Annotated in this window: 25 protein-coding genes; 12 read left to right on the top strand and 13 right to left on the bottom strand. The window is 65.2% G+C overall.

The window, feature by feature from the left end; genetic code table 11:
• Window position 1: 1 nt before the first annotated feature.
• Genes CSQ93_RS16225 through CSQ93_RS16210 form a run of 4 tightly spaced genes read right to left on the bottom strand, consistent with a single transcriptional unit; the run spans window position 2 to window position 4503 of the window.
• Entirely contained in the window at window positions 2-1369 is a 1368-nt protein-coding gene (locus CSQ93_RS16225) for a GH1 family beta-glucosidase (protein ID WP_099378929.1), read from the bottom strand.
• A 26-nt stretch (window positions 1370-1395) separates the two neighbouring features.
• Window positions 1396-2214, bottom strand: a complete 819-nt coding sequence (locus tag CSQ93_RS16220) for a carbohydrate ABC transporter permease (protein ID WP_034751746.1) — start codon at window positions 2212-2214, stop codon at window positions 1396-1398.
• Window positions 2211-3206: a carbohydrate ABC transporter permease gene (locus CSQ93_RS16215; protein WP_233516204.1), complete on the bottom strand. Its 996-nt coding sequence runs from the start codon at window positions 3204-3206 to the stop codon at window positions 2211-2213. The genes CSQ93_RS16220 and CSQ93_RS16215 overlap by 4 nt, the downstream gene beginning before the upstream one ends.
• 7 nt (window positions 3207-3213) lie before the next feature.
• A complete protein-coding gene (locus CSQ93_RS16210) occupies window positions 3214-4503 on the bottom strand; it encodes an ABC transporter substrate-binding protein (RefSeq protein ID WP_099378927.1) in 1290 nt (429 codons plus the stop codon).
• A 405-nt stretch (window positions 4504-4908) separates the two neighbouring features.
• Here CSQ93_RS16210 and CSQ93_RS16205 point away from each other — a divergent pair, with 405 nt between their 5' ends.
• The 4 genes from CSQ93_RS16205 to CSQ93_RS16190 all read left to right on the top strand — a co-directional run bounded on the left by CSQ93_RS16205 (window position 4909) and on the right by CSQ93_RS16190 (window position 10277).
• A complete protein-coding gene (locus CSQ93_RS16205) occupies window positions 4909-5928 on the top strand; it encodes a LacI family DNA-binding transcriptional regulator (RefSeq protein WP_099378926.1) in 1020 nt (339 codons plus the stop codon).
• A 185-nt stretch (window positions 5929-6113) separates the two neighbouring features.
• On the top strand, window positions 6114-6692 hold the full coding sequence (locus CSQ93_RS16200) for a superoxide dismutase (RefSeq protein ID WP_034751750.1): 579 nt from the start codon (window positions 6114-6116) through the stop codon (window positions 6690-6692).
• Window positions 6693-6817: 125 nt separating this feature from the next.
• Window positions 6818-9790: a sensor histidine kinase gene (locus CSQ93_RS16195; protein ID WP_099378925.1), complete on the top strand. Its 2973-nt coding sequence runs from the start codon at window positions 6818-6820 to the stop codon at window positions 9788-9790.
• A gap of 115 nt (window positions 9791-9905) precedes the next feature.
• Complete coding sequence (locus CSQ93_RS16190) at window positions 9906-10277, top strand: lysozyme inhibitor LprI family protein (protein ID WP_099378924.1); 372 nt, start codon at window positions 9906-9908, stop codon at window positions 10275-10277.
• A 110-nt stretch (window positions 10278-10387) separates the two neighbouring features.
• Here CSQ93_RS16190 and CSQ93_RS16185 read toward each other — a convergent pair whose 3' ends face one another.
• A complete protein-coding gene (locus CSQ93_RS16185; RefSeq protein ID WP_158301262.1) occupies window positions 10388-11977 on the bottom strand; it encodes a CYTH and CHAD domain-containing protein in 1590 nt (529 codons plus the stop codon).
• Window positions 11978-12098: 121 nt separating this feature from the next.
• Here CSQ93_RS16185 and mgrA point away from each other — a divergent pair, with 121 nt between their 5' ends.
• Window positions 12099-13139, top strand: coding sequence for an L-glyceraldehyde 3-phosphate reductase (gene mgrA / locus CSQ93_RS16180; RefSeq protein ID WP_099378922.1), 1041 nt, complete (start codon window positions 12099-12101; stop codon window positions 13137-13139).
• 5 nt (window positions 13140-13144) lie between these two features.
• Here mgrA and CSQ93_RS16175 read toward each other — a convergent pair whose 3' ends face one another.
• The 3 genes from CSQ93_RS16175 to CSQ93_RS16165 all read right to left on the bottom strand — a co-directional run bounded on the left by CSQ93_RS16175 (window position 13145) and on the right by CSQ93_RS16165 (window position 14426).
• The gene (locus tag CSQ93_RS16175) at window positions 13145-13633 is read right to left on the bottom strand and encodes a DUF2244 domain-containing protein (protein WP_099378921.1); all 489 of its coding nucleotides are present in this window, start codon (window positions 13631-13633) and stop codon (window positions 13145-13147) included.
• Between the two features lie 73 nt (window positions 13634-13706).
• A complete protein-coding gene (locus tag CSQ93_RS16170) occupies window positions 13707-14024 on the bottom strand; it encodes a hypothetical protein (protein ID WP_099378920.1) in 318 nt (105 codons plus the stop codon).
• Between the two features lie 96 nt (window positions 14025-14120).
• Window positions 14121-14426, bottom strand: coding sequence for a hypothetical protein (locus CSQ93_RS16165; RefSeq protein WP_099378919.1), 306 nt, complete (start codon window positions 14424-14426; stop codon window positions 14121-14123).
• Window positions 14427-14712: 286 nt separating this feature from the next.
• On the opposite strand from CSQ93_RS16165, the gene CSQ93_RS16160 reads away from it, so the two are divergent.
• The 7 genes from CSQ93_RS16160 to CSQ93_RS16130 all read left to right on the top strand — a co-directional run bounded on the left by CSQ93_RS16160 (window position 14713) and on the right by CSQ93_RS16130 (window position 21365).
• The gene (locus CSQ93_RS16160) at window positions 14713-15030 is read left to right on the top strand and encodes a DUF4148 domain-containing protein (protein WP_099378918.1); all 318 of its coding nucleotides are present in this window, start codon (window positions 14713-14715) and stop codon (window positions 15028-15030) included.
• Between the two features lie 127 nt (window positions 15031-15157).
• Window positions 15158-16570: an efflux transporter outer membrane subunit gene (locus CSQ93_RS16155; RefSeq protein WP_099378917.1), complete on the top strand. Its 1413-nt coding sequence runs from the start codon at window positions 15158-15160 to the stop codon at window positions 16568-16570.
• A 73-nt stretch (window positions 16571-16643) separates the two neighbouring features.
• Window positions 16644-17150: a MarR family winged helix-turn-helix transcriptional regulator gene (locus CSQ93_RS16150; RefSeq protein ID WP_046682655.1), complete on the top strand. Its 507-nt coding sequence runs from the start codon at window positions 16644-16646 to the stop codon at window positions 17148-17150.
• A gap of 10 nt (window positions 17151-17160) precedes the next feature.
• On the top strand, window positions 17161-19317 hold the full coding sequence (locus tag CSQ93_RS16145) for an FUSC family protein (RefSeq protein WP_233516203.1): 2157 nt from the start codon (window positions 17161-17163) through the stop codon (window positions 19315-19317).
• Window positions 19307-19507 (top strand): DUF1656 domain-containing protein, encoded by a 201-nt coding sequence (locus tag CSQ93_RS16140; protein ID WP_086138240.1) that lies wholly within the window; start codon window positions 19307-19309, stop codon window positions 19505-19507. The genes CSQ93_RS16145 and CSQ93_RS16140 overlap by 11 nt, the downstream gene beginning before the upstream one ends.
• A 41-nt stretch (window positions 19508-19548) precedes the next feature.
• Window positions 19549-20454 carry an efflux RND transporter periplasmic adaptor subunit gene (locus tag CSQ93_RS16135; protein ID WP_099378916.1) on the top strand — a complete coding sequence of 302 codons (906 nt, stop codon included), beginning with the start codon at window positions 19549-19551 and terminating at the stop codon, window positions 20452-20454.
• Window positions 20451-21365, top strand: coding sequence for a LysR family transcriptional regulator (locus tag CSQ93_RS16130; protein WP_099378915.1), 915 nt, complete (start codon window positions 20451-20453; stop codon window positions 21363-21365). Before CSQ93_RS16135 ends, CSQ93_RS16130 begins: the two co-directional genes overlap by 4 nt.
• A 10-nt stretch (window positions 21366-21375) precedes the next feature.
• On the opposite strand, the gene CSQ93_RS16125 is transcribed toward CSQ93_RS16130, so the two are convergent.
• From CSQ93_RS16125 to CSQ93_RS16105, 5 genes are all read right to left on the bottom strand, one after another.
• The gene (locus CSQ93_RS16125; RefSeq protein WP_099378914.1) at window positions 21376-21906 is read right to left on the bottom strand and encodes an ester cyclase; all 531 of its coding nucleotides are present in this window, start codon (window positions 21904-21906) and stop codon (window positions 21376-21378) included.
• Between the two features lie 120 nt (window positions 21907-22026).
• Entirely contained in the window at window positions 22027-22773 is a 747-nt protein-coding gene (locus CSQ93_RS16120; RefSeq protein ID WP_099378913.1) for an SDR family oxidoreductase, read from the bottom strand.
• A gap of 81 nt (window positions 22774-22854) precedes the next feature.
• Window positions 22855-23079 (bottom strand): hypothetical protein, encoded by a 225-nt coding sequence (locus CSQ93_RS16115; protein ID WP_099378912.1) that lies wholly within the window; start codon window positions 23077-23079, stop codon window positions 22855-22857.
• 12 nt (window positions 23080-23091) lie between these two features.
• Window positions 23092-23763 (bottom strand): thiol:disulfide interchange protein DsbA/DsbL, encoded by a 672-nt coding sequence (locus tag CSQ93_RS16110; protein WP_070219418.1) that lies wholly within the window; start codon window positions 23761-23763, stop codon window positions 23092-23094.
• Window positions 23764-23909: 146 nt separating this feature from the next.
• Window positions 23910-25454 carry a TonB-dependent receptor domain-containing protein gene (locus tag CSQ93_RS16105; protein ID WP_099378911.1) on the bottom strand — a complete coding sequence of 515 codons (1545 nt, stop codon included), beginning with the start codon at window positions 25452-25454 and terminating at the stop codon, window positions 23910-23912.
• Between the last annotated feature and the right edge of the window lie 30 nt (window positions 25455-25484).

Genomic DNA, 25484 nt, shown 5'->3' with positions numbered 1-25484 from the left:
GTCAGTGCTCCTCGGCCAGGACGGCGGCGTGGGACGCACGCTGGGCGGCGATGAAGTCGCGGTACCACAGGGCGCTGTCCTTGAAGCTGCGCTGCTGCGTGGCGTAATCGACGTAGAGCATGCCGAAGCGCTTGGCGTAGCCGGAGTTCCATTCGAAGTTATCCATCAAGCTCCAGTAGAAATAACCGCGCACGTCGATGCCCTGCGCGATCACGGCGCGCAAGGCGTCCAGGTGCAGCTGCACGTACTCGATGCGCGGTGCATCGTGGATCTTGCCGTCGACGGGCTTGTCGGCCACGGCCATGCCGTTTTCCGTGATGTAGACGGGCGGCAGACGGTATTCGCGGTGCAGGCCGACCAGCAATTCCGTCAAGCCTTGCGGATAGGTTTCCCAGCCCATGTCGTTGACACCGAGCTTGCATTCCGGCTTGCGCGGCGGCGTCTCGGCACTCATGAAAGCGCGCGTGTAGTAGTTCACGCCGAGGAAATCGATGGGCTGCCTGATATCTATGAAATCGTTTTCAAAGATGGATAAAGCGGAAGCATCTGGGTGTTTCAGGGCCAGGGCCGGGTAGCGGCCCTTGAAGATGGCGTCCATATACCACTGCACCGAGCGCGCATATTCGAGTTCGGCCAGCTCGCGGTCCTGGGCGCTGTCGGTGGCCGGCGTGGCCGTCCATTGATTGAGCACGATGCCCAGCTTCGCCGGCGCGTTCACCGTGCGCATGGCTTGCATGGCCAGGCCGTGCGACAGCAGCAGATGGTGCGACACTTGCACGGCGGCGGCCGGGTCGGCCATGCCGGGGGCGAACTGGCCCGTGCCGTGGCCCAGCACGGCCGTGCACCACGGTTCGTTATGGGTGGCGATGCTGGCGACCTTGTGGCCGAAGCGGCGCGCCACTTCGGCCGCATAGGCGGCGAAGTGGTAGCAAGTGGCGCGATTGAGCCAGCCGCCCTCGTCCTGCAAGGCTTGCGGCAAGTCCCAGTGGTACAGGGTCAGGTGCGCATCGAGTCCCTTGGCGGCCAGGGCGTCGAGCAGACGCCCATAAAAGTCGAAGCCGGCCTCGTTCCAGGCGCCGGAACCCGTCGGCTGCACCCGCGACCAGGACATGGAAAAGCGGTAGGCGTTCACGCCTAGGCTGGCGATCAGCTCCACGTCATCAAAGTAGCGGTGATAGTGGTCGCAGGCCACGTCGCCATTGCTGCCGTCGATGATCTTGCCATCCGTGTGGCTGAAGGTATCCCAGATGGATGGGCCGCGGCCATCGATGGCGGCGGCGCCCTCGATCTGGTAGGCGCTGGTGGCCACGCCCCAGGTGAAGGTGGCGGGAAAGTTGGTATCGGTGTCGTCGTTATGCATGGTGGTCATGTCAGTGTGAGTGGATTAAGAGAGTGCTAGCCTTTGACGGCGCCTTGCGTGAGGCCCTCGATCAGGCGCTTGGAGGCAACAAAAAACATCAGCAGCAGCGGCAGCACGGCAATCGCGGCGCCCGTCATCAGCGCGCCCCACTCCGTGTTGTTCGGCGCCTGCATGCTGCGCAGGGCCAACGGGATCGTGTAGTTCTCGACCGAGCGCATGACGACCAGCGGCGTGATGAAATTGTTCCACGAGTTGATGAAGGTGATCAGGCCCAGGGTCCCCATGGCAGGGCCGATCAGCGGCAGCACGACCCGCCAGTAGATGGCGAATTCGCCGCAGCCGTCGATGCGCGCCGCCTCGATCAGGTCCTTTGGTATCGCCGTGCCGATGTACTGGCGCATCAGGAAAATGCCCAGCGCGCCGGCCGCTCCCGGCACGTACAAGGCGCGCGGCTGGTCCAGCCAGCCGAGGAAATCCATCAGCATGAAGGTCGGAATCATGTTCATGAACGACGGGATGATCATCGACGCCATCACCAGGGTAAACAGGGGCCGCTTGAAGCGGAACTCGTACATGGCGAAGGCATAGCCGCCCAGCGAGCAAAAGAACAAGGTCAAGGCCGTCGTCATCAGGGCCACGTACAGGCTGATGCCGATATTGCGCCAGAACGGCAGGCGCTCCTGCAGCAATTCCAGGTTGTTGAGCAGGGCCGTGCCGAACCAGCGCGGCGGCGGCAGGCTGTAGATCTCGGCGCTCGTATGCGTGGCGAAGACGAACATGAAGTAGAACGGCGCGACCATGATCAGGGCGCCGATGGCCACCATGGCGTAGGCCGTCCAGCGGGTGGTTTTCATCGGGCCTCCTTGCGTTCACTACGTTCATTGCGGCTGAAGATGCGGTTGTTGACCCAAGTGGTGCTGGCGATGATGAGGAACAGCAGCCAGGAAATGGCCGACGCCGTGCCGAAGTCGCCCGAGGAAAACGCCGTCTTGTAGACGAAGATGGCCGTCGTCATCACGGACTGGCTCACGCCGCTCGATTCGGCCACCAGCACGAACGGTTCCTCGAACAGCTGCAGATTGCCCATGATGGTGAGTGTCACGGCCAGGTAGATCATGGGCCGCAGCTGCGGCAGGGTGATATACCAGAACTGCTGGCGTTTCGAGGCGCCGTCGATGGTGGCCGCCTCGTACAGATCCTTCGGGATCACCTGCAGCGCGGACAGATACAGCACCAGGTTCCAGCCCAGGTAGCGCCAGAAAATCACGAAGGCGACGGCCGGCTTGATGAACAGCGAGCTGCCCAGCCAGTCGATCGACTCTGTCGGAAACAGACCGCCCACCAGCGGCAGGCTGGCGCACCATTGGATCAGCACATTGATCTGCCCGTAGTCGCGCGAGAACAGGGTATTGAAGACCATGGCGATGGCCACGCTGGACGTGATGAACGGTAAAAAGTAAATGCCGATCACCAGGTTGCGCGAGCGCTTGAAGCTGTTGTGGATGAAGGCTGCCAGCGGAATGGCCACCAGGTGCTGCGGCACGCCCGAGGCCAGCGCCAGCCAGACGGTATTGCCCAGCGAGCGCAAAAACCACGGGTCGCTCAAGGCGTACTTGTAGTTGTCCAGGCCCACCCACTGCATGGCTTCCACGCCGCTGGCCGCTTCCCACTGGTTGAACGACAGATAGATGGAAAACAGCAGCGGGAACAGGCTGAAGACGGCGAACAAAATGAAGAAGGGGCTGATGAAAATATACGGCGCCCACTTCTTCATGTTGTAGCGTTTCCTTGCGGGCCTCGCTGCAGCAGCGGGCGCGCCCTCGGTACAAGGCATGGAGGTAGTCATGCTGCTCCTAGCGCCGCGCGCGGTGGGTGATCAGGGCCTTGGCGTCGGCCAGCGCCGTCTTGATATCCTTGTTTTGCGCCAGCACGCTTTCCAGTTCCATGTTGACGATGTCGCGCGCCACGGCGTCGAACTTGTCGACGCGGATGACGGGGATTTTCGCCGCCGTGTCGCGTGCCAGCAAACGCGTCTTCTGGCCGCCGAAATACGGCTGCGGCTCGTCCATCATCGGGTCCGCATACGCTGCCTTGAGGGCCGGGAAGGCGCCGATCTCTTTCAGCGAGTGCAGCTGGATATCCTTGTTGACGGTCATGAACTTGATGAATTCCCAGGCTTGGACCTTGTTGCTGGCCTTTTTCGGGATGCCGTAAAAGGAGCCGCCATACGACGCCAGCGCGCCGGCCGGCAAGTTCGCCGCGCGCCACTGGCCTTTGGAGTCGGGTGCCAGCCACTTGGCCAGGTGGCCGCTGAGCCAGGAACCCATCATCTGGCTGGCCACCTTGTCGCGCTTGAAGCCTTCGGCCCACTCGCCCGTCCAGGCCACGGTGCGCGCATCGATGCCGGCCACCCGCGCCGCCTTCGCCAGCTCGAAGGCCTTGACGAAGCGGGGCGAGTCGACCAGCACCTGGCCCTTGTCGCCAAAATAGATGCCTTCGCCATCTTTCAGATTGGCGCGGATAACAATGTCGGCCAGGTCGCTGGCGCCGGCCAGCAGATAGGTGCCGGTGGCGGCCTTGAGCTTCTTGCCGGCGGCGATATACGATTCCCACGATTGCGTCAGGTCGGCCTCCTTGATGCCCGCCTTGTCCATCAAGTCCTTGCGGTAGAACAGGGTGCCCGGTCCCAGGTCGGCCGGCATGGCGCCCAGGGTGCCGCGCGAACTGGTCGCCTGCACGAAGGTGAATGGCACGAACTGGGCACGGTACTGCCCTGCCCCGTAGGGCGGCTGCAGCAAATCTTCCATGCCCTTCGATTCGGCAAAGCTGCCGACATAGCGGAAGTCGATGGCCATCACGTCGGGCAGGCGCGCGCCGGCCGCCAGCGCCGTCGTCATCGAGTTATGGTGGTCGTCGATCTGCAGGCTGACCAGCTTGACCTTCACTTGCGGGTAGAGTTTTTCCCACAGGGGCAAGGCCGTCTTGACGGCGCGGTCCAGGTCGGGAAACGAGGCGACGGTAATCGTGGCCGGGGCCAGCGCGGGCAGGGCTGCAGCCGGCGGGACGGCTGCGGGTGCAGCGGCCACACCAAACGACAGGGTCAACGCTGCCAGCGGGGCGGCGCCAAGGATGCTTGACTTCATTATTTCATCTCCGTTTATTGAGCGTCTTCTATCTTGAAAACGTTTTCACAACATGTGTCCATTTAACACCGCAAAGAAAATCAAGTCAACTGAAAAAGTTGTCATTTTTATTGATGGCGGCGTGGCGAGATGGATGACATGGCGCGTATCCCCCTATGAAAAAGCACAAAAAACCGCCATTTCAAGATGCTGTTGTTTTTTGTGAAAACGTTTTCAAGCATAGGTCGTATTAGCGGGGCCGCCGAGGTGCGCAAGCGCGCAACCCGACGTGCACGGCCAACAATATGTCGGGTTACGCCCGCAGGGCTAACCCGACCTGCGGCCCTTTGGGCATTTATGGTAATCTTTCGATGAAAAGGTTTTCAGAGCACTGACAACCAGCCATCTTGATACCCAGGAATCACCTTGAACGATAGCGCCCACGCTGCTCCCCCTTCCACCCTGCTCGACGTGGCCCGCCAGGCCGGCGTGTCGCCCAGTACCGTCTCGCGCATCCTCAATGGCACGGCCAAAGTGTCCGATGACAAGCGCGACGCCGTGCTGGCCGCCATTGCGCACATGAAATTCGCGCCGAACCAGATGGCGCAAGGTCTGAAAAAAGGCCGCTCGATGACCATCGGCATCGTGGTGCAGGATATTTCCAGCCCCTTCTTCGACGAAAGCCTGCGCGGCGTGGACGATGGCTTGAAAGACACGGGCTATGCCTCCGTCATTGTCAGCGGTCACTGGAATGCACAGGAAGAGGCCGACCGCATCCGTTTGCTGCTGGCAAGGAAGGTCGACGGCATCATCCTGCTGTCGGGACGCATCTCGGACGAGAGCGTGCTCGATTTCTCGCAGCAGCGCCCCATCGTCTCGACGGGCCGCCTGCTGGCCACGAAAAGCGCCATCGGCTTCAAGCTCGACAACGAATACGGCGCCTACCTGGCCGTGCGCCACCTGGTGGAACTGGGCCACCGCCGCATCGCGTTCGTGGCCGGCCCCGCCAACAACACGGATGCGGCCGAGCGCCTGACGGGCTACCAGCGCGCGCTGCGCGAAGCGGACATCGCCATCGATCCGAAGTTGATGGTGGAAGGTGATTTCCACGAGGCAAGCGGGATGCTGGCCATGAACCATTTGTTCGATACGCAGCAGCAATTCAGCGCCGTCTTCGCCGCCAATGACCTGTCCGCCTACGGCGTGCGCCTGTGCCTGTACCGCAAGGGCATCCGCGTGCCCGACGATATCTCGCTCGTCGGTTTCGATGACTTGCCCGGCTCGTCTTACACGACGCCGCCGCTGACGACCATCCACCAGCCTCTGTACGACATCGGCCGCATCGCCACGGAAGCACTGCTCGGCCTGATCAATGGCGAAGCCGTGCAGGCGGCGATACCGCCTTTGGAACTGATCGTCAGGGAAACCACCCGGCGTGTTCGCTAGGCTTGGCGCTAAACGAGAATCACTACGCAAACAGCATCCGCAACGCGTGCGGGAATCTGCAGCAATGGCGCATCCGCTTTACAATAGTGGCTCGTTCAGCAAGAATGCCTGCTTCAAGCAAGCTTGGCTCAACCCTCCGGCCGCAGGCTGGAAGACTCCGAACACTCACCACAAAGGGACATCACATGGAACATACTCTGCCACCACTGCCGTATGAAATGGACGCTCTGGCGCCGCATATTTCGAAAGAAACCCTGGAATACCACTATGCCAAGCATCACCAGGCGTATGTCACCAACTTGAACAACCTGATCAAGGGTACCGAGTTCGAGAACCTGTCGCTGGAAGAGATCATCAAGAAATCGTCGGGCGGCATCTTCAACAATGCAGCGCAAGTATGGAACCACACCTTCTACTGGAACGGCATGAAGCCGGCCGGCGGCGGCGCACCTGCCGGTGCCGTGGCTGACGCGATCAACGCCAAATGGTCGTCGTTCGACAAGTTCAAGGAAGAATTCACCAAGTCGTGCGTGGGCAACTTCGGTTCGGGCTGGACCTGGCTGGTGCAAAAAGCCGACGGCTCCGTTGACATCGTCAACACCTCGAACGCCGGCTGCCCGCTGACCACCGGCGACAAGCCGCTGCTGACCTGCGACGTCTGGGAACACGCCTACTACATCGACTACCGCAACCTGCGCGCCAAGTACGTGGAAACGTTCTGGGGCCTGGTCAACTGGGACTTCGTTGCCAAGAACTTCGCGTAAGCGACTCTTGTCAACGTAGGGCGAAAGAAGCCTGCGCCGCCCCGCGCAGGCTTTTTTTCGCCTGCTGAAAAGCAAGGCGCTGCGCTACAATCACTGCCCCGCCACCGCTATCTCCCTCTGCCCCGATGTCCGCTCGCCTGCTGCGCCGCCTGTTGATCCTGCCCCTGCTGGCGTGCCACCTGCACGCGTGCGCGGCTGCCCCATCGCCCCTGCTATCCGACTATACCCACAACGCCTGGGGCGCCCTGCAAGGCGCGCCCGTCGATGTGTTGAAATTCGCCCAGGGCAAGGATGGCTGGCTGTGGATCGCCACGGCCACCGGCTTGTACCGCTACGATGGCGTGCGCTTCGAGCGCGTCGACAGCGTATATGGCCACCGCCTACCGTCAAGCAATGTGCTGGGCCTGGCCACGCCGCAGGACGGCGCCGTGTGGGTCGGCTACCGCCTCGGCGGCGTCAGCGTCTTTCGCCAGGGCGCCACGCGCACCTACCGGGAAGCGGATGGCTTGCCGTCGGGCGCCGTGTTCCATATCGAGGCAGCGCCCGACGGCGCCATCTGGGTCGGCACGCGCGATGGCGCGGCGCGCCTGGCGCCTGGCGCGGACCGCTTCGTTGCACAAGCCGCCAACGTGGGCCTGCCCGACAAGCGCGTGTACCAGATCCTGTTCGGGCGCGATGGCACGCAGTGGATGGGCACCATGCATGGCGTGTATTTCAGGAAGCCGGGCCAGACGCGCTTTTCGCATGCCTGGCCGCGCACCATGCTCACCAGCATGGATGAAGCGCCCGATGGCGCCATCTGGGCCGTCGACAGCCAGAGCAATTACTATCGCGTGCGCACCAGCGCGCCACACGGCGATGCACTCATCCGTCCCGACGCCAGGGGCAACAGCCTCCGCTTCGACCGCGCCGGCACCATGTGGCTGATGCAGCCCGACGGCATCGAGCGCAAGTTCGACCCTTCCGGTCCCAGCCTGCCGGCCCAGCGCCTGACGCGCCAGAACGGCATCAGCGGCCCGCTGCCGCAAACCTCGTTCCAGGACCGCGAAGGCAATCTGTGGTTTGGCACGTCGACGGGACTGGACCGGCTGCGGCCGAACCGCCTGCAAACCTTGCCCGTCGCCGTACCCTTCGACCATCCCGGCATGCTGCCGGGGCCCGATGGCGACGTGTGGATCGGCGACTACGTGGGCGACGTGCGCAGCTTTACGGCCGACGGCGTGAAAAAAGTGGTATTGAAAGGGGCGCTGGCGGCCAGCCACTGGGCGCCCGATGGCACGCTGTGGCTGGGCAACGAGCAGGAACTGCACCATCGCGCGCGCAATGGCGCCATGACGCGCGTGGTGCCACCCGTGCAAGGACTCGATCCGCAGGCGCTGCAGCAGGATCGCTCGGGCGCCCTGTGGGCCTCGTTTTCCGGCGGCGGGCTGTTTCGCCTGGGCGAAGGAAAATGGATCACGAACGGCGGTTTATCCGGCCTGCCGGCGGTGCTGACCACGGCCATGGCGATCGATGGCGCCGGCACCGTCTGGCTGGGCCATGCCGACAATACCATCAGCCTGGTGGCCGAGGGGCAGCGCGCAGGCGCCGTCAGGCGGCTTGGCGCGCCCGAGGGCCTGCAAGTGGGCACGGTGCTACAGCTGTACCGCGATGGCGACGCGATGTGGGCCGGCGGCGAAAACGGCGTGGCCCTGTACCGCGCCGGCCGCTTCCACACCTTGCGCGGCGCGCACGGCGCGGCGTTTCGCGGCGTGTCGGGCATCGTGCGCCTGCCGGACGGCGACCTGTGGCTGCACGGCGCGGATGGCATAGCCCATATCGCCGCCGCCAGCCTGACCGCGTGGATGCGGGACGGCAGCGCCGTCACCTCGGAACGCTTCGACGCGCTCGACGGCTTGCAGGGCCATGCCTCGCAGCTGCGCCCCGTACCGTCGCTGATCCATGCGCCCGATGGCAAGCTGTGGTTTTCCACCTCGGCCACCATCGCCATGCTCGACCCGCTGCATATCCGCCGCAACGCCCTGGCGCCGCCCGTGCAGATCCACAGCTTGCTGGCCGATGGCGCGCGTTATGCGCTGGACGATGGCAAGCCTCTGCACCTGCCGCAGGGCAGCAAGTCCCTGCAGATCGGCTTCACGGCCCTGAGCCTGTCGATGCCGGAACGCGTACGCCTGCGCTACAAGCTGGCGGGCGTCGACGCGGGCTGGCAGGAAGCGGTAGGGCGCCGCGAGGCGTACTACACCAATCTTGCGCCAGGCAGCTACCGCTTCGACGTCACGGCCGCCAACGAAGACGGCGTGTGGAACACGCAGGGAGCGGGGCTCGACATCGTCATCGCGCCCGCCTTCGTGCAAACGCCGTGGTTCATCGTGCTGCTGGCGCTGGGCGCCGCGCTGCTGCTGTATGGCGGCTATGTGCTGCGCATCCGCCACCTGACGCGCAATATGCAGGAACGGCTGCAGGAACGCTTGCAGGAGCGCCTGGCCGAACGCTCGCGCATCGCCCGTTCGCTGCACGACACCCTGCTGCAAAGCGTGCAAGGCCTGATCCTGTCGTTCCATGCGCATGCGGACATGCTGCCCAAGGGCACGCGCGAACGGGCGCGCCTCGATGGCACGCTCAACCTGGCCGACCAGCTGCTGATCGAAGGGCGCGACCAGATCATGGACTTGCGCGCTTCGGCCGAACCCGACGAACTGCGCCTCGCGCTGCAGCAATTCGGCAAGGGCCTGGCCGAGCACCGCGCGCACGCGTTCACGGTGCATGTCAGCGGCACCTGCCGGCGCCTGCAGCCGCGCGTGCACGACGAAATCTATGCCATCGCGCGCGAAGCGCTGTTCAACGCCTCGCGCTATGCCGAGGCGGCAAACATCGTGCTGGAACTCGACTATGCGGAACAGGCCTTCACGCTGCGCGTGCGCGACGACGGCTGCGGCCTCGATGACGCCGTGGCGCAAACAGGCCAGCGGCCCGGCCACTGGGGCCTGGTCGGCATGCGCGAGCGCGCCGCCAACATCGAGGCCAGCCTGCGCATCGACAGCCGCCCCGGCGCCGGCACGCAGATCGAAGTGAGCGTGCCGGGCCGCCTGGCCTATTGACGGCGCTGGCGGGCGCGCCCGCAAGCGTCTGCGGCCTCGATGAAAAATGTTGTACGATGCGCAAGAGCAATGCCTTGCTCGCCCATCCAGCCACACCACTTTCTGAAAGCACCCGATGAAAAAATGCCTGCTCGCCCTGCTGCTCTGCGCCTCCGGCTCCGCCTTTGCCAACTCGGCCTGCGACACGCCGCGCAACGACTTCGACGGCCTGTATTGCCTCAACAAGGTCTACCAGGAAGCGGACAAGGAACTCAACGCCAACTACAAGAAACTCGCCGCCCAGCTCGATGCCGGCGGCAAGCAAAAGCTGAAATCGGGCCAGCTGGCGTGGATAAGCAACCGCAACCAGAATTGCTCCAAACGCGAATCGTCGGGCTTTTATGTGAACCTTGATTGCGCCACCCAGACCACCATCGAACGCGCGCAATTTTTGCAGGACCGCGTGCGCGAATGCGTGAGCGCCGGTTGCCAGAACAGCAAACTGTGACCTGAAGCTGCGCGCCATGGCCGCCCCGCACCGGTCGCAACCGGCCATTCTTGAGCGCCAGTTGCCACGCCCGCTGGCCTGGCGGGGCCACACGCCACCGCCAATACGGCTCAGGCCGGCAAGCGGGCTGCCTTGAAGCGCCGCCAAGCCTTGCGCATGCGGCCATCGCTGCCCTGCGCCTGCGCACGCGCCGCCAGGTAGCCGCGCACGAAAGCCGCGTGCAGCCGCAGCCCGTCCTTGACGGACTGGTCAGCATGGCCAGCCTGAACCTCGGGCAATTGCAGCAGCAGCCGGTCGGCCACCTGCACATCGTTGAGCCAGCCCAGCTCATCCTGCAGCACGGACAGCCGCCCCACATACGGTTGCACGGCGCGCGCGGCAAACAGCGAGGCAAAAAATTCCGTCGCATAGCGCGTCTTCTTGGCCGCGATGCGCACGCGGTGGCGCTGCTGCGGCGTGGCATGCAGCAGGCGCTTGCCGCGCTTCATCAGGCGGCGCTGATCCTTGCGCAGGGTGGCGCGGGCAAACGGCGAGACGTGCGCGTCCAGGCGCCGCACTTGCCGCGCGGAACAGCTGTCGCGCCAGGCGCGCGCCTGCAGCCAGCGCTGCACGCCCAGCATGCAGGCCGTGTAGCGCGCCGACGTGACGGCCTGGGCCGCTTGCACGTGCTTGAGGCGGGCCTGCGCGTGCGCCGCCTCCGCCAGCGCCGCCGCATCCGTGGCCGCCTCGCCATCGAGCTGCGCCAGGGTATTGCCTGCCAACACATCCCAGTCGCGCGCCTCGCCCAGCGCGCCGCCCAGCCAGTCGAGTTCAGCCTTCAAGGCGTCCGGCAAGGCCAGCAGCGCCTTGAACATGCCCAGCGCCGAGCGCAAACGGCGCAGGCCCACGCGCATCTGGTGCACGCTTTCCACATCCTCGCCCGCCGCCACGCCATCCTGGTTGCCGCTGACTTGCTCCAGGCAATTTCCGGCGATGGCCAGGAATACCTGCTCCACGGACATCGCCGCGTCCAGCGCCAAAGGCTGCGCCTTGACCGCCCGCAGGGGCTGCGACACCGCGAGGCGGTAGCCGCGCTCCGCCTTGCTCATGTGGCCCAGTTGCAGCGGCACGTCCTGCAGCAGGGCCAGCGCCACGTCGAACAGGCTGGCGGCCTGCCCCTGCTTCAACTCCAGCTCGATCTCGCTGACGGGCACGCTGTGCACGACACCATCGGCACCATCGGCCCCGTCCGCGCCGCGTTCAATGACACCCTGGTCCAGCACGCATTCGATCTCGTCCCCCTGCGGCGTGCGCAACTGCCATACGGTGCGCTCCATGCGCGTGGTAAACACGGGCTGCAAGGCGTCGCGGATGGCGTCCTGGCGCAGCAGCGCGCGGATGGGCTGCTTGTGGCCGATGGCCGCATCGAGCGCGGCGAGGTCCGGTTGCGGCCCGGGCACCTCGCCTTCCCATTCGTGGCGGCTGTGCAAGCCGCCGCTGACGCTGCCGCCGGCCTTCAGGGTTTGCACCCAGCGCCCGTCCACCTGGCGCACGCGCAAGCCTGCCTGGTGGCGGCACAGCTGCAAATCGGGCGTATCGACATAGATATCGTGCATCTGCAGCACCAGGGGCGCGCCTTGCGTAGTCTGCGCCAGCAACGGGTGCGTGCGCAGGCGGGGCGCGTCTTGCGGCGCCAGCAACAATTTCAATTCGATTTCCATGACCGCTCCTTGCGAGACTCCTCCACGCCCATTGTAAGGCGCGTCCGGTCGCGCGCAAGGCGCACGCACACCGACCTTGATTTTGCGCGAAAATAGGCGCTTCATTCAACCAGGAGATGCCATGACCTACCACGCCGCCGAAAACCGCTACGACAGCATGCCATACCGCACCTGCGGGCGCAGCGGACTGAAACTGCCACTGCTGTCGCTGGGACTGTGGCATAACTTTGGCGACAGCAACAGCCTCGCTTCCCAGCGCGACATGCTGCGCACGGCGTTTGACCTCGGCATCACGCATTTCGACCTGGCGAACAACTACGGCCCGCCGTATGGCAGCGCGGAAAGTAATTTCGGCAAGCTGCTGCACGACGATTTTTTACCATACCGCGATGAACTGATCATTTCCACCAAGGCGGGCTGGGACATGTGGCCGGGGCCGTACGGCCAGGGCGGCGGTTCGCGCAAATACGTGCTGGCCAGCCTGGACCAGAGCCTGCAACGCCTGGGCCTCGATTACGTCGACATCTTTTACTCGCACCGCTACGACGCCGACACGCCGCTGGAAGAAACCATGGGTGCGCTGGCCACCGCCGTGCAACAGGGCAAGGCGCTGTACGTGGGCCTGTCCTCGTACTCTCCGCAAAAGACGGCCGAAGCGGCCAAACTGCTGAAAGAGTGGAAAGTGCCGTGCCTGATCCACCAGCCAGCCTACAACATGCTCAACCGCTGGATCGAGGAAGACGGCTTGCTCGATACCTTGCAACAGGAGGGCATGGGTTGCATCACGTTCACGGCGCTGGCGCAGGGACTGCTGAGCGACAAATACCTCGATGGCGTGCCGCAGGATGCCCGCGTCAACCGCCCCGGCGGCGGCTCGCTGCTGCAAAAACACCTGAGCGCGGAAAACCTGGCCCGCGTGCGCGCGCTGAACCAGATCGCCGCCCAGCGGGGGCAAACCCTGGCGCAGATGGCGCTGGCCTGGGTGTTGCGCGATCCCCGCGTCACCTCGACCCTGATCGGCGCGAGCAGCAGCGCGCAAATCCGCGAAAACGTGGCCGCACTGCAGCAATTGTCGTTCACGGCCGACGAGCTGGCCGCCATCGACGTGCAGGCGCGCGAAGGCCATATCAATCTGTGGGAAGGTCCTTCGCGGGCCGTGTAAGCCGATCACGGTGGAGCTGGCGGCGACAGGGGCGGTGGCAACAGGGCCAGCAGTTCCTGTGCCACCTGCCTTCGCCGTTCGGGCGTGGCAAACACGCCGACGTCGACGTGTGCTCCACCACCGCCGATATCCTTGATGTGTATCAACTGGCGCGGCCACTGCGGCACATCGATGCGCGTGCGCCACGGATGAAAATGGTGGCGCCGGCAATGCCCGGCACTGACCTGTTCGATGATCAACTCACCGTCGCGCAAGGCAATGTGTTCGTAGTCGCGCGCGTGGCGCAGGTAATGCAGCAGGGCGAAGGCCACCAAGGCCAGTTCGGCAAACGAAAAAACGGGGATGTACCAGAGGCCGCGCAATGCAAAGGCGGCGGCAACGACGAGGGAAAACAGGCACAGCAAGCCGTAGGCGCGCAACAACTGGCGCGCCGTCAAGGCACTGTGGCGCGCCAGCAGCCATTGCGGCTGCTCGCGCGAGTGATCGCGTGGCATGACGCCTCCCGCACTATCGCTCCATCACCGCAGCGGCCCTCGCCGCCACAGGTTCAGCCAGATTGCGCCCGGCTCAGGCGCCCATGCGCACCAGCGCGTGACCCACGTGCTGCCACCAGTGATCGCGCGACTTGACCTGTTTCAGGCAAGACGTGTCGATTTCCACCGGGAAGACGCGATCCTGGCACACCTTCATTTCCAGGGCGTAGCGCTGGTTTTCAGCAGCCGCCAGGGCCACGACGAGCCAGAACGCCAGCGCCAGCAAAACCACCAGCAAACTCCAGGCCAGGTGATTGGTGTTACTTTTTTCGCCAAAAAACTCGCGCGGCCGCGTCTCGCGGTACATCGACATCAAGTCTTTTTCTTTCTCTTCCGACATCTGCGTTTGCATCCTCTGACATCCTATCCTGTGCCGGCCGGCTGGCCATGGCGGCGCGCACGCCGCCTTGCCCACATTTTACGCTGATGGCGCAGGAGAGGCGGTAATTCATGAGGGCAATTCGCCATCGCCTCCCTCTTCCGGCCGCACGGGCGCCAGACTTTCCACATGATCGACATCGATGTCGCCGCCATCGGGCGCCGTATTGCGCGGCTCCACGCCGGCCCGCTCGCCCGTACCGGCCGCATCGCTGTCGTTGTCCAGCGCTTCCGCATCCTGGCCCGGCACGCCCTGCATGTCGCTGCCGCTGTCGGAACTGTCGCTGGGGCCGAGTGCGCCCTTGCCATGGCCACTGCCCAGGACGCGGTCGGGCGTGACGGGCAAATTGTCCGGATCGAGTGTGCTGCCGCTCATGGCGATCTCCCATTCACAAAAAAACCAGCTTACTCGCCTGGCCTGACTGGCGGCGCACGCCTGCACGGCATTTTCCAAGGAACAAATGCGGCGGCGCACAACTATTTTCAGAAAATACTTCACAAATGTACTATTCATTGCTATAGTTAATTCAAGTAAGCATCTTCTCATCCAGAAACTGCTTCATCGGCGGCACGGCGCCCACCAGCGCCATGCCGACGAACCGACCGGTAAGTGGCGATCCGGCCCATCCACCCAGCCATCATGCACATTTTGGAGTCTTATCATGCAAGCCAAATCACTCATCGCAGCATTGTTTGCCATCACCACCGCCACCTCGGCTTTCGCCCAAAGCACCGCTCCTGCCGCTGCCAGCCAGCAACTCACGCGCGCTGACGTCACGGCCGAATACATCCGTGCCCGCAACGCCGGCGAAATCGCCACCAGCGAAGTCGACTATCCGAAAACGCCGGCCACCGCCGCCAGCAACGTGACGCGCGAACAAGTCATGGCCGAGTTCTACGCCGCCCGCAAGGCTGGCCTGATCCCGCAAACGGAAGCGGACTTTGACGTCGCGCAAACGACAAAACACGTCGTGAAATAAGAAACCAGTCAGCCGGTTTCAGTCAGTAACACATCTCAGTTGCGGCGCAGCACTCGGGCCACTCCCGAAGCTCACCGCGGCGAGCTGTCAGCAGCACCCCCAACACGATCTTTCCCGGAGTCCCTGCATGCCCCTGCACCGCCGTTTGCTTGCCGCCAGCCTGATCCTTGCCTTGAGCGCGTGCGCCGACATGGGCCATATCGCGCCGCAATCGGCCATGCTCGACGCTAACAAGCTGCAATCGAGCCAGGCCATGGATGCCGCCGCCAGTGCCGCCATCCAATGGCCCCGCACGCAATGGTGGCAAGACTTGCACGACCCCCAATTGAACCGCCTGATGGACCAGGCGCTGGCCGATAGCCCCACCCTGCGCGGCGCCCAGGCGCGCGTGCGCCAGGCCGAGGCGCTGGCCGGCGCTGCCGAGGACAAGACCCGCCCACAGGCGGACGCGAGTGTTTCCATCAACCGCGAACTGTATTCGCAGCATGGCAGCACGCCGGCGCCGCTGGCCGGCAATTACGCCTGGCGCAACCAGGCCACCGTCACGGCGTCGTACGACCTGGACCTGTGGGGCCGCAACCGCGCCGCCCTGTCCGCCGCCCTGGGCGACGTGCAACTGGCGTCGGCCGAATCGCAGATGGCCCGCCTGGCCCTGGAAACGGCGCTGGTGCGCACCTACATCCAGCTGTCGTATGAGTTCCGGGTGCAGGATGTGATCGAACGCAGCCTGGCGCAGCGCGCCCGCATCCTCGACATCACGCGCCAGCGCAAGGCGGCCGGCATCGGCACGGACATTGACGTGGCGCAAATAGAAACCACCTTGCCGGCCGGCCGCCGCCAGCTGGAGCAGTCGGCCGAATCGCTGGCCCTGCTGCGCAACCAGCTGGCCGCCCTGGCAGGCAAGGGGCCGGCCGCCGGTGCGGCGCTCACGCGTCCCGTGCTGCGCCTGGACCAGCCGCTGGCCATTCCCGCCGCCCTGCCGGCCGAGCTGATCGGCCGCCGCCCCGACATCGCCGCCCAGCGCTGGCGCGTGGAAGCGGCGGCGCAGCGCATCGACGCGGCCAAGGCCGAGTTCTACCCGAACGTCAACCTGGTGGCCTTTGCCGGCTTCCAGGCCTTTGGTTTCAGCCATTTTTTGGACGCCAACTCGGACATCCGCGGCGTCTCGCCCGCGCTGAGCCTGCCCATCTTTGCCGGCGCCCGTTTGCGCGCCCAGCTGGGCAGCCAGACGGCCGTGTATGACGGCGCCGTGGAGCAATACAACGCCACCGTCATCAACGCCATGTCGGACGTGGCCAATGCCGTCACCAAGGCGCAATCGCTGGCGAAACAGCACCAGCTGACCGTGCAGGCGCTGGCGACGGCGCAGCGCGCGCGCGACCTGGCGGAAAAGGCCTACAAGGCGGGCATGAGCGACGCCATCGCCATGCTCAACACGCAAGTGGCGCTGCTGGCGGAAGAACAGCAGCAGGCGCAGAATGGGGCGCGCGAACTCGATCTGTACGTTTCCTTGATGAATGCACTGGGAGGCGGCATCTGAGCTTGCAATCCTGGCATTGCCCTAGCCCAACAAGATACAATCGGAACTTTATTCACACATGAAGGAATATGACATGACCGCTTTTGACGCCACCTCCAAGCGGCTGCAAAACATCCGCACGCGCATGCCAGGCTTCCCCATGGAACTGATGCGTTTGTTGCGCATGACGTACCACATTCAAAAAGGCATGAAGGACCTGACCAATGCCGCGCTGAAAAAGCACGATCTGGTCGATGCCAGCTACATGGTGCTGGCCGTGCTGTACGGCACGGACGACGAAACCTCGAACGCCTGCACCCTGGGCATGGCCTGCCATGAAAAGCCGGCCAACCTGACACGCGTGTGCAACGACCTGGAAACGCGCGGCCTGATCCACCGAGGCACCCGCCCTGGCGACCGCCGCTCAGTGATGATCTCGCTGACCGACAAGGGTCGCGCACTGATCGAGACGGCGCTGCCCGACGTGTACCAGGAAACCTCGGCCCTGTACGAAGGATTCACGGAAGAAGAGCTGCAAGTGCTCGACAAGCTGTACATGCGCCAGTTGCGCAACCTCAACAATCTCAACAACCAGAACTGATAGCCTATCGATGACGCCAGCCACAGCAACAAAACCCACATACGGCCCCCTGACCCAGGCGGCCCGCTGGCTGGCGCTGGCGCTGCAGGACTGGCGCGCGACGGAAGGCGAACGCTGGATCTACGTCGGCAAGACCCTCATCGCATCCTTCTGCGCCCTGTGGCTGGCCTACCGCCTGGGCCTCGATTCGCCCAGCACGGCAATGACCACAACCATCATCCTGGCCCTGCCCAGCAGCGGTATGGTGCTGGAAAAGAGCTTTTACCGCCTGTGCGGCACCCTGCTGGGATGCACGGCCGCGCTGACCCTGATCGGCCTGTTCCCGCAGCAGCCCGTGCTGCTGTTCGCCGGCCTGGCCCTGTGGGTGGGCCTGTGCACGAGCGGCTCGGCCCTGCACCGCAATGCCCAGTCGTATGTGTACGTGCTGGCCGGCTACACGGCCTGCATGATCGTGCTGCCCGCCATCGAGCAGCCGATGCAGGTGTTCGCGCTGGCCGTCACGCGGGTGGCCGAAGTGAGCCTGGGCATCATCTGCTCGGCGGCCGTTTCCAGCGTGCTGCTGCCGCGCCACCAGGGCACGCAGGTGATGCGCACGGTGCAGGCCCGCTACGGAAAATTCCTCACCTTTTGCCAGGACGTGCTGCAGCAAAAGCTCACGCCGGCGCAGGTGGAACTGACGCATCTGCAGTTTGCCGCCGACGTGGCGGCGCTGGAACTGGGGCGCTCGGCCGCCCTGTTCGAAGTCACCAGCAAGGTGAGCCACGTGCGCGCGCAAAACCGCAAGCTGCACGCCTTCAACGCCACCTTCATGACGGCGCTGACCACCTTCTATACCTTCCACCGCCTGTTCGATCGCCTGCAGCGCGACGACGAAACGCTGGTCATGCAAGCCTGCGCGCCCCTGTACGCGATCGTCGCCGAGGCGCTGCAAACGACGCCGTCGCAAGACTCGCTCGACACCATGCAGCGGCATCTGCAGACGGCGCTGGGCCAGGCGCGCGCGGAGATCGACGGCGCCGCCATCGCGCATGCGCAGCGCATCGATTTCGATACCGTGTGCGAGCTGCTCGAGCGCTTCGCGCGCGACATGAGCCGCTTTCACGAAGTGTATTTCAGCCTGGCGCACGACACGCCGCTGGAAATCAGCACGCCGCAGGCTTACGCGCCGAAGACGCCGCCTGCGCTGGTGATCGCCAGCGGCGCGCGCGCGGCCATCAGCCTGGCCCTGCTGGCGCTGGGCGCCTACTTCCTCGCTTGGCCCTACGCCAGCACGGCGATGCTGATGGCGGCCGTGTTCTGCGCGCTGGCCTCGTCCTCGCCGCGCCCCATCATGATGATCCGCCAGGTGCTGGCAGGCTTCCTCATCGCCATGCCGCTGTCGCTCGTGTGCGTGTACTTCGTGCTGGTGCATGGCGACGGCTTCCCCATGCTGGTACTCAGTTTTGCGCCCTTCCTCGCCGTGGGCCTGTATCTGATGACGAATCCGGCCAAGCTGGGCGTGGGCCTGGGCGTATCGACCTTCATCACGCAGATGGCGCCGACGAATCTGATGCACGTCGATGGCGCGGCCTTTTTGAACACGGGCATGGCCCTGATCGTCGGCCTGATGCTGGCCGCCCTCGTGTTTGCCGTGCTGCTGCCCGAGCACACGATGGGCCACAAGGACCATATCGGCCGCGCACTGTGGCGCGAAGCGCTGCATGCGTGCACGGCGCCCGCGCGGCGTGTCAAACACCGCTTCGACAACCGCGTGCGCGACCTGCTCAGCCAGCTCAATGCGGCGGCCGGACCGGCGCCGGGCGAGGCCACGCGCGCCGTCGTGCGCCAGGCGCTAACCCTGCTGGAGATTGGCCATTCCGTGATCGAATTGCGCGAACTGATCGCCACGGCCCGGCCGGGCGCCACGCCTCACGCGCTGCAACAGTGCGTGGACCACATCGCCACCTGGCTGCGCACGCGCAGCGACACGGCACTGCAGGCGGCCCTGGCGGCCACCCTGCAGGCGGGCGCCGTGGTGCGCGCGGCGCAGACGGAAGCGGGTGCGACGCAAGAACGCAAGCAGGAGCAAGACCTGCGCCTGCACACGGCATTGGCCGACCTGCATTCGATCTACACCTCATTGCTCGACCACATGGCGCCTGGCGCCGGAGACCACCATGCCGCGTGAATTCGCCCTGTTCGGAATTTTGATTCCCACCCTGCTGCCCCTGTTCATCCTCAGCATAGTCCTGCAAACCCTGCTCGACCGCGTGCTGGGCTGGCTGGGCGTGTACCGCATGGTGTGGCACCCGTCGCTGGCGCGGCTGTGCATCTTCATCGCCATCTTCGGCGCGCTGGCTTTATCGCTGTACAAATAATTAAAAAAACTGTTCAACCCCATCAAGGAAAGGCTGCCGCCATGGTAAGCAAACTGACCCGCTATGCAATCACCCTGCTGCTACTGGCCGCAGCCCTGTGGATAGGCAAGACCGTCTGGGACCGCTACATGGAGTCGCCGTGGACGCGCGATGGCCGTATCAAGGCCGACATCGTCAACATCAGCGCCGACGTCGCCGGCACCGTCACGGACGTGCTGGTGCGCGACAACCAGGTGGTGCAAAAGGGAGATATCCTGTTCGTCGTCGACAAGGAACGCTATGCCAGCGCGCTGGCGCAGGCCGACGCCGTGCTGGCCGCGCAAAAAACGGAGCAGGGCCGCCGCGGCAAGGAAGCGCAGCGTCGCGCAGGCCTGGACGCCAGCATCATTTCCACGGAAAGCCGCGAAAGCGCCGCCTTTGCCGCCAGCTCGGCCTCGTCGCAAGTGCAGGCCGCCGTGGCCGCGCGCACCCTGGCGCAATTGAACCTGGAGCGCACCACCGTGCGCGCGCCCGTCAGCGGCTACGTGACGAACCTGAACGTGCATAAGGGCGATTTCGCCGCCGTCGGCGCGGCCAAGCTGGCCGTCATCGACAGCGCCTCGTACTACGTCGTCGGCTACTTCGAAGAGACCAAGCTGGGCATGCTGGCGCAGGACGACAAGGCGGAAATGAACCTGATGAGCGGCGGCACCCTGCATGGCCACATCGAAAGCATCGCGCGCGGCATCACCGACCGCGACGCCGCCACGGGCCGCGAATTGCTGGCCGACGTCAACCCGACGTTCAACTGGGTGCGTCTGGCGCAGCGCGTGCCCGTGCGCATCCACATCGACGAGCAGCCGAAGGGACAACTGCTGGTGGCAGGCACCACTTGCACCGTGGTGATCACGGCCCACTCAGCTCATTCGGCACCGGCGCCGAAACCAGCGGCCGCGCACCCGGCATGATCCGCGGCGGCGCCGGACGCCTGGCGGAAATCGCCCTGTTCCTCGACGCCGCGGCGCTGGGCAGCTTTTCCGCGGCCGGCCGCAAGCACGGCCTGTCGCCGGCCGCCGCCAGCGCCGCCATCGCGCGCCTGGAAACGGCGCTGGGCGTCACCCTGTTCGAGCGCACCACGCGCCAGCTGCGCCTGACGGACGAAGGTGCGCACTACCGCCGCTACAGCGAACAGGCGCTGGACTTGCTGGCGCAGGCCGAAGACGGCTTGCACGCGGGCGGCGCCGTGCGCGGCGTGGTGCGCATCTCGGCGCCGTCCGACATCGGCCGCCAGTTGCTGCTGCCGATGCTCGACAGCTTTGCCGCGCTGCACCCGCAGGTGCGCCATGCGCTGACCTTGACGGACGCCACGGCCAACCTGGTGCAGGACGACGTCGACCTGGCCATCCGCTACGGCGAGCTGCCCGACAGCGACATGGTGGCGCGCCTGCTGCACCCGGGCCGGCGCGTCGTGTGCGTAGCGCCCGCGCTGGCCGCCAGGGTCGGTTTGCCAGCCGCGCCGCGCGACCTGGCGTCGCTGCCGACGCTCGTGCTGACGGCCGGCGACGGCGCGCCGCAGGAATGGCGCTACCGCGAAGACGGCAAGCGCCACAGTCTGCGCCTGCAGGGCGCCTGGCACAGCAACGACGGCGAAATCATCCGCCGCTGGGCAGTGGCCGGCCATGGCTATGCCTACAAATCTCTGCTCGACATCGGCGATGACCTGCGCGCAGGGCGCCTGCAGACGGTGCTCGACGATCACTTTGCCGATAGCGTCCCCCTGAACCTGCTGTACCGGCGCAGCCGCTTCCAGGCGCCGCGCATCACCCTGCTGGCCGACTTCCTGCAGCAGCAGTTCGCCGCCCTGCCAGCCCAGCGCTAAGGGGCCACGCTCAGGGCACCAGCACGCCCAGCTGCCGCAGCAGCGTCAAATTATCTTCCAGGTGCCAGTTGTCGCTGATGCGTCCCTGCGCATTGACCCGGTACAAATCAAACGCGTAAAAGTCGATGGATTGCCCCTGACCGCGCAGCTCGCCCTGTGGCGTGGGGAAGACGCCCGTGAAATGGCCCGTAAAATGCAGGCGCAAGGTGACCCGGTCACCGGCTACCAGCATGTCGTCGATGGTCACCTGCAAGTCCGGCACGGCAGCGTGGAACACCTGCGATGCCTGCAGCGGGCCGGCCCATCCCTGTGGACGCCCGGCGGGCAAGGTGCGGTCGGTAAAATCGTCGGCCAGCGCCTGGCGCGCCACGGCTGGATCGCCGCTCTGCCAGAACGCGGCGTAGCGTCGCGCGGCCAGCACCACCTTGTCGGTGGCAGCGGCGCCGGCCAGGTGGGCCGGCATGGGCAGATTGACGACGGCATGGGCTGGCGCGGCGGCCAGCAGCGACAGGGCGAGGATGGCGGGGGCAAAAGCGGGCATGGTAGTTCCAAATGAGTTGATCGGCGTGCCTACTGCAATGGCACACCGTCATTCTGGACTCGCTTGCCCCACTTGATAATTGGCCCTGCGCTTGAATCAGTTGCTTGCAGAAGTTGAAAATCAGCGCCCGCCCGCCACGTCGAGGATGCTGCCCGTCACATACGTGGCGTCCGGTCCCAGCAGGTACAGGATGGCGCCGGCAATTTCTTCCGGCTGGCCGCCCCGCTGCATCGGCACGCCGGACGCCAGGCGCGCCACCCGTCCCGGCTCGCCGCCCGAAGCGTGGATCTCCGTGTAGATGATGCCGGGCCGCACGCCGTTGACGCGGATGCCCTCGGCCGCCACTTCCTTCGCCAGGCCCAGGGTCAAGGTGTCGACGGCGCCTTTCGAGGCAGCGTAATCGATGTATTCGCCCGGGGAGCCGATGCGCGCGGCCACCGACGAGACGTTCACGATGCGCCCGCCCTGCCCGCCATTCGCCGTCGACATGCGCCGCACGGCTTGCTGGCAGCACAGGAAATAACTGATCACGTTGGTGCGCAGCACGCGTTCGAGACGCTGCACGGAAATGTCGGCCAGCCGGCATTTCTGCTCCAGCACGCCCACATTGTTGACCAGCGCCGTGAGCGTCCCCAGGCGCGCGTCGATTTCCGCAAACAGGCGTTCCACGTCCGCTTCATCGCTGACGTCAGCCTGCACAGCGATGGCCTCGCCCCCGTCGGCCACGATGCGCGCACACAGTTCCCCGGCCGCCTGCGCATCGCGCACATAATTGACGCACACGGCATAGCCCTGGCGCGCCGCCAGCTGCGCCGTCGCTGCACCGATGCCGCGGCTGCTGCCGGTAATCAAGATCACTTCCTTCATTGTCCCTCCTGAATAGTTGTGGCTTCATCATACGCGGACGAAAAAAAACCCGCGCGCGGCGGGTTTTTCGTACTGATACTTTCAATTTCGGAAATGCGTCATGGCGTAAGTCAAGTGCTGCCACCAGTGTTCGCGCGACCGCACGGACGCCAGGCATTTCGCATCGACCTCGTTCTTGAACGCGGGGTCCACGCAAGCCTTGGTGACCAGCGCATTGCGCTGGTTTTCCACGCTGACGACGGCGATCGCCAGCCACGCCACGAGGGCGAAGGCCAGCGCGCACAGGGTCCAGGGCAGCTGTTTCATGACGTTCTCCGTTTACTTCTTCGCAGGCGCCGGGGCGCGCTCTTTCAGCACGCGCGCCACCAGTTCATCCATCACGCGCAGGGTCGCTGCCTGGGTTTGCGGCTCGGACTGGCCAGGACGCGACAGCTGCGCCGGCGACGTGACGAAGCGGCCATCGATGACGATGGTCGGCGCGCTGTCGATCTTGCTGGCGGCGATCAGCTGCTCGTTGCGTTTCAGCTTGGTCTGCACGCCGAAGGAATTGAACATGTCCAGGTACTTCGCCTTGTCGATGCCGTTCTTCACCAGCAGGTCGAGGATGGCGTCATCGCGGTTCAGGCGGTTGCGCTCGACGTGGATGGCGCGGAATATCTTATCGTGGAACTGGTCCAGCTGGCCCATCGCTTCCAGGGTGGCATAGGCGTGCGCCTGCGGGTCTTTCGGGCCGGAGAAGGCCAGGTGGATGCGGCGGAAGGCGATCTTGTCGCCCTGCTTCTTGACCCAGTCGTGCATCAGCGGATCGAGCGCGTAGCAATGCGGGCAGGAATACATGAAGTACTCGACCACTTCCACCTTCTTGCCCGTGTCCGTGCGCACTGGCGTCGGGAGCGTGGTAAAGCCGGTATCGGCCGCCATGGCGCCGCCGGTGGCCGCCACCAGGGTGACGGCGGCAAGCAGGGGACGCAAGAAACGCAGAAAACGCATAATAATCCTTCATCATAAATGGTCGTGAACGGGGCGAGATTACCACTTTTTGCGCCGGGCGATGAGGCCCGGGCGGAAAAAATCCGTGTTTATCGCCCCGGTTTGTGCCCGCTTAAGCCGCATTTAAGCCCCGCTGCGCTCGCTCCTCAAAAATGGTAGCGCGCCGACATGCGCAGCTGGCGCGCGTCGTTGAGGTAAATGCTGGAACGGCAACCGGGCGCATCGCCATAATGGCGGCGGTTGGCCAGGTTGCTGCCGGCCAGTTCCAGCTCCCAGGCGCCCAGCTTGCGCACATAGCGCCCGTCCACGGTGGCAAACGCAGGCACTTGCGCCAGGCAGCTGTTGGCGAAATCGGGACCATAGCGCAGGGCGCGCAGCCATTGCACGCCCACGTCGGCACTGGCGCCGCCCTGCCCCGTCCAGTACAGGCGCAGGCTGGCCAGGGTTTTCGGCACGAGGGCGATGTCCGGGCCGTCGTAGGCGTAATCGTCATAGCGCGCATGCACTTGGCGCACTTGAGCGTCGAGGCGCCAGTCGCGCGCCAGCGCCATGCTGGCCTCGATGGCGATGCCGTCTCGGCGCGAGGGGTCGAGGTTGCCCGCAAAGCCCAGCTGGCCCAGGCTCTGGTCGAAGACGATCTGGTTGCTCAGGCGCTCGCTGAACACGCGCACGGAAGCGCTGCGCGCCGCGTCGCCGAAGGTGGCGCCCACTTCCATGTCGCGCCGCAGCTGGCCCGCCAGGGGGCGGTAGCCGGCACGGGTATAGCCATCGTCGTCGATGCGGTAGCTGCGCGCAGCCTGGGCGTACACGCTCAGTTGCGGGCGCAATTGCAGGCTGCCCTGCACGTCCCAGGCATTCTGGTTTTCCCAGTCGCTGCCGCCGGCGGGCAGGTCGGCCGGATCGAGCTGGAACTGTTCATGCCGCAGCCCCAGCAGCAGTCGCGGCGCATACGGGCCGCCGAAGGCCAGCTCCTCGCGCAGCAGCAGCGCGCGCGAATACTGGCGGCGCTGCCCGTCGCCATCGCGGCCCGAGCGCCGCTGCCACTGCATCAGGTCCAGGCCCACTTCCGTATCCGTGCCCACGCCGCCCACCTTGCCGTAATGGCGCAGGCGCGGCGCCAGTTGCCGGCGACGGCTGCTGTAGGTCGATTCACTGCTGCCCTCCTCGCCCGCATAGTGGGCCGCGGCGCGCTTTTCCCGCTGCGACAGTTCCACGCCCAGCTCGAAACTGCCCACATAGCGCTGCACGAAGGCGCTGGCGCGCCGCACCTCATAGCGGTACAGGTCTTCGGGACGGGCCGCCAGCAAGGCCAGGAACGGCGCCTCGGGCGCGGGATAGCGGGTGTCCTGGTTCAGCTGGTCGGCGCTGAAGCCGAAGCGCCCCTGGCGCGCCTTCCATTCCGCGCCGCCGTTGAAGCCGCGCTGGTGAAACACGCTGCCATCGCGGTAATTGCCGTTGCGCAGAGCGTCGACGGCCGCATCGAGCGTCATGCCGCCCTGCTCGCGCGACAGGGCGCCGCGCACGCTGTGCTGGCCGCCCTGCCCCAGTTCGGCGGACACGTCGCCATGCGTGACGCCGGCCGCGCCGCCATCCACGCCATTCACGCCATCCTGCGCGCACGCCGGCATGGCCAGGGCGCACAGCAGCAAGGCGCGCGTAGCGATGGTCAGGATGGGAGGGGCAGGCATCATGGCGGCAGGCTTGAGGCGTCACCGCGGCGC

The organism is Janthinobacterium sp. BJB426, from assembly GCF_002735705.1.
Lineage (GTDB): Bacteria > Pseudomonadota > Gammaproteobacteria > Burkholderiales > Burkholderiaceae_D > Janthinobacterium.
Note: the sequence above shows the minus strand (reverse complement) of the source record. Positions and strands in the feature narration are given on the sequence as shown.